Source organism: Streptomyces sp. NPDC020898 (assembly GCF_044333925.1).
Classification (GTDB): domain Bacteria; phylum Actinomycetota; class Actinomycetes; order Streptomycetales; family Streptomycetaceae; genus Streptomyces.
On the sequence record NZ_JBIRRV010000008.1, the window covers coordinates 425,150 to 436,793 of the forward strand.

The following is an 11,644-nucleotide window of genomic DNA, read 5'->3' on the forward strand; positions in this document are numbered from 1 at the left end:
GCAGGGGGGTGAGTCGTGTGCCACACCGGGGCCTTTGCGGCCCCTTGCCCCGTTCGTCGAGGGCTCTGGGGTGGGTGCGTGGTTCGTTGGCCGCGGGGCGGTGGGGGCTTGTCGCGCAGTTCCCCGCGCCCCTGAAGGGGCGCTTGCACGCCCCCCTTCATCAGGTAGCGCTCAGCTGCCGTCCGCGTCCGACGACGGGGGGGCCTGGGCTCCCGGGCGGGAACGGACCTCGGCCGTGCATGCGTACCGTCGCAGGGGGCCGGTGTCCGGGCCGCCCAGGACGACGTAGCCGTCTCCCTCTGCGGCGGCCGAGTCGGAGAACGTGCAGACGATCTGGGCGAGGGCGTACGACGAGAGGTCGTCCGGAGAGGTGCTCAGCCGCAGGCCGTCCTCGGGATCGTCCGGACCCGGGCCGCTGACGCTCATGCCGCCGCGTACGTCCGTCGTGTAGCCGGCCTCGGTCTCACCGGCCGACGGGGGCAGCGCCAGCTCGTCCAGCAGCCCCTGGGCCACCAGCACGCGCCGCTGAGCCTCCGCCGTACCGTCCGGGACGTGCACTGTGCGGTCGACCGTCACGAGCTGCGAGGCGCACAGGAGGAACACCTGGACCGGGACCCCCGAGGACGCCTGGGTGGCGACGGCGGGTTCGGAGAGGGAGCACGGGACGCGGGAGGGCGCCGGGCCGAAGTCCGTCGGGACCTCGGTGGCGCGGATCCCGCAGCCGGCGAGGAGGAGCGCGAGCAGGGGGGCGGCCAGCCAGGGCCGTACGCCTCGTACGTTCGTCACGCGCTCTCCCCGTTGCCGTTCGCCCCGCCGGGCTCGGCCGGTGTCTCCGCCGGGTCCACCGGGTCCCTGGGCAGCCGCAGGGTGAACACCGCGCCGCCCTTCGGCGAGTTCGCGGCGGTGATCTCGCCGCCGTGGATGTGGGCGTTCTCCAGGGCGATGGACAGGCCCAGGCCGCTGCCCTCGGAGCGGGGGCGGGAGGCGCTCGCCTTGTAGAAGCGGTCGAAGACGTGCGGGAGGACGTCCTCGGGGATGCCGGGACCGTGGTCCTGCACCTCGATCAGCAGGTCGCCGTCGGCGCCGCCGTCGGCGTCGTCATCGGAAGCGCGCACCGACACCCGTACCGGCGAGCCGCCGTGCTTGAGAGCGTTGCCGATGAGGTTGGCGAGGATGACGTCGAGGCGGCGCGGGTCGAGGCGGGACATGATGCCGCGCTCGGCGTCCAGTTCGACCGCGTCCAGCCAGGCGCGGGCGTCGATGCAGGCGGTGATCTGGTCGGCGATGTCAACGTTGTCCAAAACCAGCCGGGCGGTGCCCGCGTCGAAGCGGGTGACCTCCATCAGGTTCTCCACCAGGGAGTTGAGCCGCCGCGTCTCGCTCACCACCAGCTTCACCGCCGGTTCGATCATCGGGTCGATGCTGCCGGTCTCCGCGTCCAGTTCCTCTTCGAGGATCTCCGTCACGGCGGTGATCGCGGTGAGCGGCGTACGCAGCTCGTGGGACATGTCCGCCACGAACCGGCGCGAGGCCTCGTCGCGGGCGCTCATGTCGGCCACCCGCTTCTCCAGCGCCTCCGCCGTGTGGTTGAACGTCCTTGAGAGGTCGGCCAGTTCGTCCGTGCCCGACACCCGCAGCCGCGTGTCCAGCTTCCCCTCGCCCAGCCGCCGGGCCGCGATACCCAGGCGGTGCACCGGCTTCAGTACGGTCGTGGCGGCGGCCTGCGCCAGCAGCGCCGAGCCGATCAGCGCGAGACCGGTGGCGATACCCAGCGACCAGGCCAGCGAGTTGAGATCCTTCTCCTCGGGCTCCAGCGACTTCAGCATGTAGCCGGCCGGACCGCCGCCGATCACCTTGGTGCCCGCGACCAGGTACGGCGTGTCGTTGTCGATGATCCGCTGCCAGTACAGGTGGTACGGGTACTTGTTGTTCGAGGTGATCGCCTGCTGCCTGCCGACCGCCGTACGCAGCGACTCGGGCACGTCCGCCAGCGAGAAGGTGTCCAGCGCCCCGGAGTTGCCGACGACCGTCCGTCCGCTCTCGTCCTCGGAGACCAGCAGCACGCTGAACCGCTGGCTGCTGCTGGCCATCTGGCCGGCGGTGTGCTGCAACTCGTCCTGTGTCGGCCGCTGCGGGAGCGCGCCCGCACGGTTCTGCATCTCCTGCTGGAAGTCGCGCAGCACCGCGTCCTGCGTCCGCGTGAGCACGGCCTCGCGGTTCAGCCAGTACGCGATCCCGGAGGCCGACACGGCCGCCGTCAGCGCCACCAGCCCGAACACCACGACCAGCCGCAGCCGCAGGCTGGTGAAGCGCAGCCCGGAGAGTATCGCCTTGCGCGCCGCGGCCCAGCCGCGGAGCTTGTCCTGCGGTTTGGTCACTGAGGGGAGTCCAGCCGGTAGCCGACCCCACGGACGGTACGGATCAGGGTCGGCGACGACGGCACGTCCTCGACCTTGGCGCGCAGCCGCTGCACACACGCGTCCACCAGCCGCGAGTCGCCCAGGTAGTCGTGCTCCCAGACCAGCCGCAGGAGCTGCTGGCGGGACAGCGCCTGACCGGGCCGCCGGCTCAGCTCAAGGAGCAGCCGCAGCTCCGTGGGCGTCAGTTGCAGGTCCTCGCCGTTCTTCGTCACGGTCATCGCCGACCGGTCGATGACCAGCGAACCGAACGAGGCCGAGTCGTTGGACTCGCGTTCCCCGCGTCGCAGCACGGCCCGGATACGGGCGTCGAGCACCCGCCCCTGCACGGGTTTGACGACATAGTCGTCGGCGCCGGACTCCAGCCCGACCACCACGTCGATGTCGTCGCTGCGCGCGGTGAGCAGAATGATCGGCAGCTGGTCCGTGCGCCGGATGCGCCGGCACACCTCGAATCCGTCGATGCCGGGCAGCATCACATCCAGCACGATCAGATCCGGCCGTTGCTCACGCAGCAGCTTCAGACCGTCCTCACCGGTGGCAGCGGTGGCAACCCGGTGTCCCTGGCGCGTCAAAGACAGCTCCAGGGCCGTACGGATGGCGTCGTCGTCCTCGATCAGCAACAGGGAAGGCACGGATGCATTCTGGCCCATGGCCGGGTCGCGCTGCGACACCTGGAGCGCTCCCACTGGTCGCGGGCCCGCGATCGGCTGCCCATCGGGTGCTTATCGGGCGATTTCGGGGTGTCTCGCGAGTGCCCGCAGGCGCTTACCGTGCCTTGCTGTGTCCCGACTGTGCTGTTCGCTGTTCTGTTCCTGAGAAGGGGTCCTGTTGCACGCCTGTGACAGTCGGCGGACACCGTCATGAAGTGGCGTGGGCAAGCTTCTCGGCACAGGCAAGGAAGCACCAAGAACCGAGCCGAAGACCGGGAAGTCCACGACGGGGGGCGCGAGATGAGCACGCTGCACAGCACGAGCGCGAACGCAGTGATCACGCGTCTGCACGACGTCACCCGGACCACCGAGAAGTCCGGTGCCGTGAACGGGCGGGGGTGCGTTCGCGGCACCGGGCGTCAGCACACCACGTACATGTCGGTGGTTGACGCACACACGGGGGGAAGCGGCAGCAGTACCACGGGGGTTACGGGGGCCGCGTACAGGGAGTCCACGGGGGAGCGTAGTTCGCTGTCGGAGGTGGAGTTCACCGCCTACGTCCAGGAGCGCCGCGCCTCCCTGTACGCAACCGCCTACCACCTGACCGGTGACCGCTTCGAGGCCGAGGACCTGCTCCAGAGCGCGCTGTTCTCGACGTACAGGGCGTGGGACCGGATCAGCGACAAGGCCGCGGTCGGGGGCTACCTCCGCCGCACCATGACCAACCTGCACATCAGCGCGTGGCGCCGCCGCAAGCTGAACGAGTACCCGACCGAGGAACTGCCGGAGACGGCCGGCGACACGGACGCGATGCGCGGCACGGAGCTGCGCGCGGTCCTGTGGCAGGCGCTCGCCCGGCTCCCCGAACTCCAGCGCACCATGCTGGTCCTTCGTTACTACGAGGGCCGCACGGACCCGGAGATCGCGGAGATCCTCGACATCAGTGTCGGCACGGTGAAGTCCAGCATCTGGCGGTCGCTCCGCCGGATGCGTGAGGACGAGGTCCTCAGCTTCGGCCGTGACGAGGAGGAATCCTTCGGCGAGCTTGTCGCCTGAGGGTACGAGGGGGGAGCACCGCCCAACGGGGGAGCGGTGAACGGGGGATGTGCTCGGGGGAGCACAGGGGGAAGCACCACCAGGGGGGATCCAACGGGGCCGGGGGGCCACGGGGGAAGCACCGACGGGGGAAGCACAAAGAGAGCGGGACTGGAGGGCCGGGGGGTCCAACCAGTCCCGCTTTTGTGTGCGTGCGTGCAGCGACCGGCGTGCGGTGACCCGCGTGCCAGGACCTACGTACTACGTACGCAGGTCTTCTCGGTCACGCGGTCGTACTGCTGCTGCTCGTCTGTACGCAGCGTCCCGCCGCCGCGTCCGCGAGCCGGCCCATCGCCTCGTCCCGGTCGCACGCGTGCGCGCCCAGGGCCGTCTGGCGGGCCACGATGGAACGCTCGGCGCGCATCAGGCGCCAGCCGCGGCGCAGCAGGAACGGCACCGACTTGCGGCCCTCCCGCAGATCCCGCAGGAAGCGCCGGCGGAAGGTCTTCACCGGGCCCCGGCTCAGGCAGAGCGCGTCCGCGAGGACGCCCGCCTCCCGGCAGCGGGTCACGATCTCGGCGGCGAAGATGCCCTCCGCGATGAACAGCGGGGTCCGGCCGACGTCGACGGTCTCCTCGCCCGTGCGGGCGCTCTGCGAGATGTCGTACACGGGAACGTTCGTACGCCCCGTGCGGCACAGCTCGGTGATCGCGGTGACCGCCGTGTCCGCGTCCCACGACTGAGGGTGGTCCCAGTCGATGTCGGTGCTTCCCAGGACCTGCGGCAGCGTCGGGTCGGTGCCCTCTTTGTAGAAGTCGTCGAGCCGCAGGACCGGGAGGCCGGAGCGGGCGGCGAGGAGGGACTTGCCGGAGCCGGAAGGGCCGCAGAGCAGCACGACTCGGGTGGGTATGGGCGGCTGGGAGGTCACGAGAGACCAGTGTGAGGCATCCGGCGCCTCCCTGCCGACCCCGCGGGTCGGCTTTGAAAGGTGCGTCACACCTCAACTACCCTTCGTGTCGACCTGATTACCCTGCGCACCAGAAGGTGGCCACCAGTCATGGCACGACATGCGTCCCCCCAGAACCCGACCGCCCAGCGCGTCCTGATCGCCCTCGCGGCCACGGGCGCGGCCCTGGGGGCGGGCGCCGCGACGGCCGCCGCGGCCGAGGGCGGCCCCGCGGTGGACGCCATGCGCGTCACCCCCACGACCTCGCTGGGGCAGATCGACCCGCAGTCGGGCCTGGCGGCGCTCACCGGGTCCGTCGGCTATGTCACGGGGGCGGTGCAGGGGTTGAAGCCCAACCCGCTCGCCGGTACGGGGGTTGACCCGCTGGACAACGGGGTCGCCACTCAGCTCTCCGACTTCCAGCCGCTGACGTCCCAGGCCCTGACGGGGCCGGTCGCGCAGGCGCAGTCGATCGGGAGCATTCCGGTGCTTGGGCAGGCTGTGGGGCTGTTGGGCGGCTGAGTGGTGTGTGGGGCGCGGGGAACCCAGGTCGTGTGTCGACTGCGGGTCCGTTGTGGCTGGTCGCGCAGTTCCCCGCGCCCCTTGGGGTGGCCTGCGGCCACTCCAAGGGCGCTTCTCAGTACGCCGATCCCGATGCGCCCAATGAACCCGTCGGGTGCCAGACCGTCTTTGTTTCCAGGAAGGCGGTCAGGCGTTCGGTGCCCGGGGTGGCGAACCATTGCGCGTTGTCCACAGGCTGTGGACGGAGGACGCGCTTGAGGTTGTCGGCCGCCGCGATCTCCAGTTCCTTCGCGAGTGCCTCGTCCGCGCCGGCCAGGTCGATCGCGTTGACGTCCTGGTGCGCGGCCAGGGACGGGGCGATCTCCGCCGTACGGCCGGAGAGGATGTTGACGACTCCGCCGGGTACGTCGGAGGTGGCCAGGACCTCGCCGAGGGAGAGGGCCGGGAGGGGCGACTTCTCGCTGGCGATCACGATCGCCGTGTTGCCGGTGGCGATCACGGGTGCCACCACCGACACCAGGCCCAGGAACGACGACTCCTGGGGGGCGAGGACGACGACCACGCCGGTCGGCTCGGGGGAGGAGAGGTTGAAGTAGGGCCCTGCTACCGGGTTTCCGCCGCCGACCACCTGGGCGATCTTGTCGGTCCAGCCCGCGTACCAGACCCAGCGGTCGATCGCCGCGTCCACCTGGGCAGACGCCTTGGGACGCGACAGGCTCTCGGCGTCCGCGACCTCCCGGACGAACTGGTCCTTGCGGCCCTCCAGCATCTCGGCGACGCGGTAGAGGATCTGGCCGCGGTTGTACGCCGTGGCCCCGGCCCAGCCGCCGAACGCCTTGCGCGCGGCGACGACCGCGTCACGGGCGTCCTTGCGGGAGGCGAGGGGCGGGTTGGCCAGCCAGTTGCCCTTCGAGTCCGTCACCTCGTACACCCGGCCGCTCTCGGAACGCGGGAACTTCCCGCCCACGTACAGCTTGTAGGTCTTGAAGACGGACAGACGTGCGTCCGGTCGTGTGTCCACTCGGGGATCAGACATCGAGGTACGCCTCCAGGCCGTGGCGACCGCCCTCGCGGCCGAAGCCCGACTCCTTGTAGCCGCCGAAGGGCGAGGTGGGGTCGAACTTGTTGAACGTGTTGGACCAGACGACACCGGCGCGGAGTTTGTTGGCCACGGCGAGGATCCGTGAACCCTTCTCCGTCCAGATGCCCGCCGACAGGCCGTACTGGGTGTTGTTGGCCTTGGCGACGGCCTCGTCCGGGGTACGGAAGGTGAGGACCGACAGCACCGGACCGAAGATCTCGTCGCGGGCGATGGTGTGCGCCTGGGTGACGTTCGTGAAGAGCGTCGGCGCGAACCAGTAGCCGGAGGACGGGAGTTCGCAGGCCGGGGACCAGCGCTCGGCGCCCTCCGCCTCGCCCGCCTCGACGAGCGAGGTGATCCTGGACAGCTGCTCGGCGGAGTTGATCGCGCCGATGTCCGTGTTCTTGTCCAGCGGGTCGCCGAGGCGCAGCGTGGACAGGCGGCGCTTGAGCGAGTCGAGCAGCTCGTCCTGGATCGACTCCTGTACGAGGAGCCGGGAGCCCGCGCAGCAGACCTGGCCCTGGTTGAAGAAGATGCCGGTGACGATGCCCTCGACGGCCTGGTCGATCGGGGCGTCGTCGAAGACGATGTTGGCGCCCTTGCCTCCCAGTTCGAGGGTGACCTTCTTGCGGGAGCCGGCGACGGTGCGCGCGATCTCCTTGCCGACGGCCGTCGATCCGGTGAACGCGACTTTGTTGACGTCCGGGTGCGCGACGAGCGCGGCGCCCGTGTCGCCGTATCCGGGAAGGATGTTGACGACGCCCTTGGGCAGGCCCGCCTGGCGGCAGATGTCCGCGAAGAACAGGGCCGAGAGGGGGGTCGTCTCCGCCGGCTTCAGGACGACCGTGTTGCCGGTCGCGAGGGCCGGGGCGATCTTCCAGGCCAGCATCAGGAGCGGGAAGTTCCAGGGGATGATCTGGCCCGCGACACCGAGCGGCTTCGGGTTCGTCCCGAAGCCCGCGTGGCCGAGCTTGTCGGCCCAGCCCGCGTAGTAGAAGAAGTGGGCCGCCACCAGGGGGAGGTCGGTGTCCCTCGTCTCCTTGATGGGCTTGCCGTTGTCCAGGGTTTCGAGGACGGCGAGCTCGCGGGAGCGCTCCTGGATGATGCGGGCGATTCGGAAGAGGTACTTGGCGCGCTCCGAACCGGGCAGCGCCGACCACTTCTCGAAGGCCTTGCGGGCGGCCCGTACGGCGCGCTCGACGTCCGCCTCGCCCGCCTGGGCGACCTCGGAGAGGACCTCCTCGGTGGAGGGGGAGACGGTCTTGAAGACCCTGCCGTCGGCGGCTTCCACGAACTCGCCGTCGATGAAGAGACCGTAGGAAGGGGCGATGTCGACGACCGCGCGGGACTCGGGCGCCGGTGCGTACTCGAATACGGAAGCCATGATGATCAGTCCACCGTCACGTAGTCGGGGCCGGAGTAGCGGCCCGTGGTCAGCTTCTGACGCTGCATCAGCAGGTCGTTCAGGAGCGAGGACGCGCCGAAGCGGAACCAGTGGTTGTCCAGCCAGTCCTCGCCCGCGGTCTCGTTGACCAGGACCAGGAACTTCACCGCGTCCTTGGTCGTACGGATCCCGCCGGCCGGCTTCACGCCCACCTGGACGCCGGTCTGCGCGCGGAAGTCGCGGACGGCCTCCAGCATGAGGAGCGTGTTCGCGGGCGTCGCGTTGACGGCGACCTTGCCGGTGGACGTCTTGATGAAGTCGGCCCCGGCGATCATGCCGAGCCAGGAGGCGCGCCGGATGTTGTCGTACGTGGACAGCTCGCCGGTCTCGAAGATGACCTTGAGGCGGGCGGACGTCCCGCAGGTCTCCTTCACGGCGACGATCTCCTCGTACACCTTCAGGTAGTTGCCCGCGAGGAACGCGCCACGGTCGATGACCATGTCGATCTCGTCGGCACCGGCGGCGACGGCGTCCCGCACGTCGGCCAGCTTCACGCCGAGGGCGGCGCGGCCGGCGGGGAACGCGGTGGCGACCGAGGCGACCTTGACGGCGGAACCGGCGACGGCCTCCTTCGCCACGGCCACCATGTCGGGGTAGACGCAGACCGCGGCCGCGGCGGGCGCCGTGCGGTCGGTCGGGTCGGGGCGGACCGCCTTGGCGCCGAGGGCCCGGACCTTGCCGGCGGTGTCCGCGCCTTCCAGCGTCGTCAGGTCGACCATCGAGATGGCGAGGTCGATGGCGTACGCCTTCGCGGTCGTCTTGATGGAACGCGTGCCGAGGGAGGCGGCACGCGCCTCCAGGCCGACCGCGTCGACGCCGGGCAGCCCGTGAAGGAAGCGGCGCAGCGTGCTGTCGGACGCGGTCACGTCCTTGAGCGGGAGTGCGGTGGATGCAGTGGTGGGCATGGTCACAAGCCGAGCATATCTACGCGCGTAGCGGCTGTACAGCCCGAGGAAGTGATGAGGAACGCGCCGGGAGTGCGCTGCCCGGGCGCCGGGAAACTCCCGCCCGCTCAGTGCTGCTCGGTCCCGCGCGGTCCCGGTCGGTACCGTGCGCGGGCGTTGTCCGAGGCGTCGGGCAGAATCGGGGGCATGACGACCCCGGACCATCAGCCGCCCGCGCCGGGCCCCGCGAAACCCGAGTCCCCCGACCGGGCCTATCGGTCGCCCTCCTCGATGGTGGCCGGTGCGCTGCTGCTCGGGCTCGCGGGCTGGCTCGGAGGCGACGCGCTGTTCGCCGGGCACGGGCGGACACCGTGGCTGGCGCTCGCCACGCTGCTCTTCGCCGTACCGCTGGTGACCGCGTACACGCTGCGGCCCGCCGTGTTCGCGAACGACCACAGGTTGCGGGTGCGCAACCCGTTCCGGGTCGTCGTGGTGCCCTGGGGGGAGGTCGCCGGGTTCCGGTCGGGCTTCTCGAACGAGGTCGTCGTCGAGTCCGCCGCCAAGTACCAGCTCTGGGCCGTCCCGGTCTCGCTGCGCGCCCGCAAGCGCGCCAACCGGGCCAAGATGCGCGAGGCCCACGAGGCGGGCGGCGGCGGCCGCGGCAGGATGCCCCTGATCCCGCCCGGCCCCACCCGCGCCCAGAACGACCAGATCATGGACGACCTGCGTGCCCTGTGGGAGGCGCGGGAGAAGGCCGCGACCTCGCAGGGCGAGGTGACCGTGAGATGGGCGTACGAGATCATGGCGCCGGCCGTCGCGGGCGCGGTGCTGCTGGCGATCCTGATCGCGGTGGGCTGACCCGGATGGCCCTCGACGAGCCGCTGCGGCTGCCCCTCTCCGCCATACCCGACGGCTGCCGGGACTGGACCACCGCACGCGCGGCGGACTGGTCGGCCGCGCTGCCCCCGCGCTGGACCTTCCTGCGGGTGCGCCGGTCGGTCGCGGCCGGCCTCGCCACCCTCGTGCTGTGCGTGGGCGCCCTGGTGGCGATGGTCGGCGGCCTATGGCCCTTCGTCGCCGCGGGCTTCGCCGTGTACGTGCTGTGGGTGCTCGCCCGGCCCGAACTCGTGTGGGCCGGCGCGCCCCTGCTGCTGCTCGCCCTCGCCGTGGAGGCGTCCTCGACGTCATGGCTGATGACCGCCCTCGGCGCGTTCGCCGTACTGGGCTCCTGGGCCGCCGTGGCGGTACGGCTGCGGGCACGCGGTACGCAGCTGGAGCGCGCCGAGGAGGCCGCCGGGGGCGTCGCCGTGCTCGTGCCGGGCTCGGAGGCTCCGGTACGGCGTGGGCGGGTGCTGTTCGCGCTGGGCGTCGTCGTGCTCGGGCTCGGCGTGCTGACCGGGGGCACCGCCGGCCTCTGGGGCTCGACCGAGGACCAGCAGGGCGCCTGGGTCTTCACCGTCTTCCTGACCGGCCTCGGGGCGACCGCCCTGGCCTCGGCGTGGCTGGGCCGGCAACGGGCGGGCGCGCTGCGCGGGGCCCCGGTGCCGGTGCTGCGCGTGCTCGTACGGGACGACGCGCAGGGCGGGACGGAGGTGTTCGCCGCCGACGATCTCGCCGCCGGGCGGCCCCTGTTCACCGTCGAGCTGGCCTCCTTCGACGAGGACGACGAGGACGACGACGATGACGAGCCTGGGGGCGAGGGCGACTCCGTCGTGGACGACGAGCTTGAGCGGGTGCTCCTCGGCATCGACGCGGACACCGCCGGGCCGGTCCGGGAAGCCGTCCTCTACGGCGCTCCCTTCGACGGCGCCGAGGTGCTCGTCGTCAGCGCCGACGAGGATCCCGACCAGCCGCCCCTGACGGAGTGGTCGGAGGGACCGGTCCGGCCGCTGTCGCCGGGCGCGGGTCGCCGACGCGTCGCCCGACAGCGGGAACGGGAGGCGGACAGCCTCCAACTGGAGCTACAGGGACGGGAGTTGGCCGAACAGCAGCGGGCCGCCGTCAAGGTACGGCGGTGGCGGGCGGGGTGGCTGGACTGGCTGGCCACCGTGTTCCTCGTGCTGTGGGGCCTCGTGCTGGGCTGGGACGTGTTCACCGAGTCCCGTATCCCGCTGTGGAAGTTCACGCTCATCGCCGTGATCGGGCTGTACGGCGCGGTCCGCGTCCCCATGAAACTCGCCTGGCGCATCACCGCCGACCGGTCCGGCGTCTGGGTCACCGGACTGCGCGGCCCCCGGCACGTGCCCTGGGACGACCTCCGGTTCGTACAGCGGCGGTCCTGGGAGCTGAAACTGGACTGGCAGGGCGGCGACTGGGCGGTCACCACGCCCCGGTGGGGCTGGCTCCAGCGGAGCCGGGGCCTGACCCATCCGTACGACGCCCTCGCCGCCGAACTGACCGCCATGCGCCTCGACGCCGACCTGCGGCCGACCGGGGAGAGCGGCGCGGCGGAACGCGGGCGACCGATATGGCCCGCGGCGGCGGTTCTGGCTGCGGTGTGGGCGGTGGCGCTGGTGGCGTCGCGCTGAGGTGAGCGAATCACTCGATGGGGTGGGGGGGGGGGGGGGGGCGGGGCCCGCCCCCCCCCCCCCCCCGGACGGGCTGTATTAAAGCAGCATGCGGGGCGCCCCCGCCGGGGGCCCGGGTGGTGGTGGACCGCGGG

Annotated in this window: 11 protein-coding genes; 4 read left to right on the forward strand and 7 right to left on the reverse strand. The window is 71.4% G+C overall.

Going from position 1 to position 11,644, the window contains the following annotated elements; genetic code table 11:
* Positions 1 to 171: 171 nt before the first annotated feature.
* Genes ACH4TV_RS26745 through afsQ1 form a run of 3 tightly spaced genes read right to left on the reverse strand, consistent with a single transcriptional unit; the run spans position 172 to position 3,052 of the window.
* Positions 172 to 786, reverse strand: coding sequence for a hypothetical protein (locus ACH4TV_RS26745; RefSeq protein ID WP_398402287.1), 615 nt, complete (start codon positions 784 to 786; stop codon positions 172 to 174).
* Positions 783 to 2,378: an ATP-binding protein gene (locus ACH4TV_RS26750; protein ID WP_398402289.1), complete on the reverse strand. Its 1,596-nt coding sequence runs from the start codon at positions 2,376 to 2,378 to the stop codon at positions 783 to 785. Before ACH4TV_RS26750 ends, ACH4TV_RS26745 begins: the two co-directional genes overlap by 4 nt.
* Positions 2,375 to 3,052, reverse strand: a complete 678-nt coding sequence (afsQ1, locus tag ACH4TV_RS26755) for a two-component system response regulator AfsQ1 (protein ID WP_198655456.1) — start codon at positions 3,050 to 3,052, stop codon at positions 2,375 to 2,377. Before afsQ1 ends, ACH4TV_RS26750 begins: the two co-directional genes overlap by 4 nt.
* Before the next feature lie 318 nt (positions 3,053 to 3,370).
* Between afsQ1 and ACH4TV_RS26760 the strand changes: the two genes are divergently transcribed.
* Positions 3,371 to 4,126, forward strand: coding sequence for a SigE family RNA polymerase sigma factor (locus ACH4TV_RS26760; RefSeq protein WP_398402291.1), 756 nt, complete (start codon positions 3,371 to 3,373; stop codon positions 4,124 to 4,126).
* Positions 4,127 to 4,388: 262 nt separating this feature from the next.
* Here the strand turns inward: ACH4TV_RS26760 and ACH4TV_RS26765 are convergent, their stop codons facing one another.
* On the reverse strand, positions 4,389 to 5,102 hold the full coding sequence (locus ACH4TV_RS26765) for a uridine kinase (protein WP_398402293.1): 714 nt from the start codon (positions 5,100 to 5,102) through the stop codon (positions 4,389 to 4,391).
* Positions 5,103 to 5,162: 60 nt separating this feature from the next.
* Between ACH4TV_RS26765 and ACH4TV_RS26770 the strand changes: the two genes are divergently transcribed.
* Positions 5,163 to 5,573 carry a hypothetical protein gene (locus ACH4TV_RS26770; protein WP_398402295.1) on the forward strand — a complete coding sequence of 137 codons (411 nt, stop codon included), beginning with the start codon at positions 5,163 to 5,165 and terminating at the stop codon, positions 5,571 to 5,573.
* Between the two features lie 115 nt (positions 5,574 to 5,688).
* Here the strand turns inward: ACH4TV_RS26770 and ACH4TV_RS26775 are convergent, their stop codons facing one another.
* Genes ACH4TV_RS26775 through deoC form a run of 3 tightly spaced genes read right to left on the reverse strand, consistent with a single transcriptional unit; the run spans position 5,689 to position 9,003 of the window.
* Positions 5,689 to 6,609 carry an aldehyde dehydrogenase family protein gene (locus ACH4TV_RS26775; protein WP_398402297.1) on the reverse strand — a complete coding sequence of 307 codons (921 nt, stop codon included), beginning with the start codon at positions 6,607 to 6,609 and terminating at the stop codon, positions 5,689 to 5,691.
* Positions 6,602 to 8,038, reverse strand: a complete 1,437-nt coding sequence (locus ACH4TV_RS26780; RefSeq protein ID WP_398402299.1) for an aldehyde dehydrogenase family protein — start codon at positions 8,036 to 8,038, stop codon at positions 6,602 to 6,604. The genes ACH4TV_RS26775 and ACH4TV_RS26780 overlap by 8 nt, the downstream gene beginning before the upstream one ends.
* A gap of 5 nt (positions 8,039 to 8,043) precedes the next feature.
* Complete coding sequence (gene deoC, locus ACH4TV_RS26785; protein WP_398402301.1) at positions 8,044 to 9,003, reverse strand: deoxyribose-phosphate aldolase; 960 nt, start codon at positions 9,001 to 9,003, stop codon at positions 8,044 to 8,046.
* A 186-nt stretch (positions 9,004 to 9,189) separates the two neighbouring features.
* Here deoC and ACH4TV_RS26790 point away from each other — a divergent pair, with 186 nt between their 5' ends.
* Together ACH4TV_RS26790 and ACH4TV_RS26795 are read left to right on the forward strand one after the other, a co-directional pair.
* On the forward strand, positions 9,190 to 9,840 hold the full coding sequence (locus tag ACH4TV_RS26790; RefSeq protein ID WP_398402303.1) for a PH domain-containing protein: 651 nt from the start codon (positions 9,190 to 9,192) through the stop codon (positions 9,838 to 9,840).
* A gap of 5 nt (positions 9,841 to 9,845) precedes the next feature.
* Positions 9,846 to 11,510 (forward strand): hypothetical protein, encoded by a 1,665-nt coding sequence (locus tag ACH4TV_RS26795; RefSeq protein WP_398402305.1) that lies wholly within the window; start codon positions 9,846 to 9,848, stop codon positions 11,508 to 11,510.
* Positions 11,511 to 11,644: the final 134 nt, after the last annotated feature.

Excerpts from the sequence above, each read along its gene's own strand:
- ACH4TV_RS26760 (WP_398402291.1), top strand. The coding sequence starts at position 3,371 with ATGAGCACGCTGCACAGCACGAGCGCGAACGCAGTGATCACGCGTCTG.
- ACH4TV_RS26770 (WP_398402295.1), top strand. The coding sequence starts at position 5,163 with ATGGCACGACATGCGTCCCCCCAGAACCCGACCGCCCAGCGCGTCCTG.
- ACH4TV_RS26775 (WP_398402297.1), bottom strand. The coding sequence starts at position 6,609 with ATGTCTGATCCCCGAGTGGACACACGACCGGACGCACGTCTGTCCGTC.
- ACH4TV_RS26780 (WP_398402299.1), bottom strand. The coding sequence starts at position 8,038 with ATGGCTTCCGTATTCGAGTACGCACCGGCGCCCGAGTCCCGCGCGGTC.
- deoC (WP_398402301.1), bottom strand. The coding sequence starts at position 9,003 with ATGCCCACCACTGCATCCACCGCACTCCCGCTCAAGGACGTGACCGCG.
- ACH4TV_RS26790 (WP_398402303.1), top strand. The coding sequence starts at position 9,190 with ATGACGACCCCGGACCATCAGCCGCCCGCGCCGGGCCCCGCGAAACCC.
- ACH4TV_RS26795 (WP_398402305.1), top strand. The coding sequence starts at position 9,846 with ATGGCCCTCGACGAGCCGCTGCGGCTGCCCCTCTCCGCCATACCCGAC.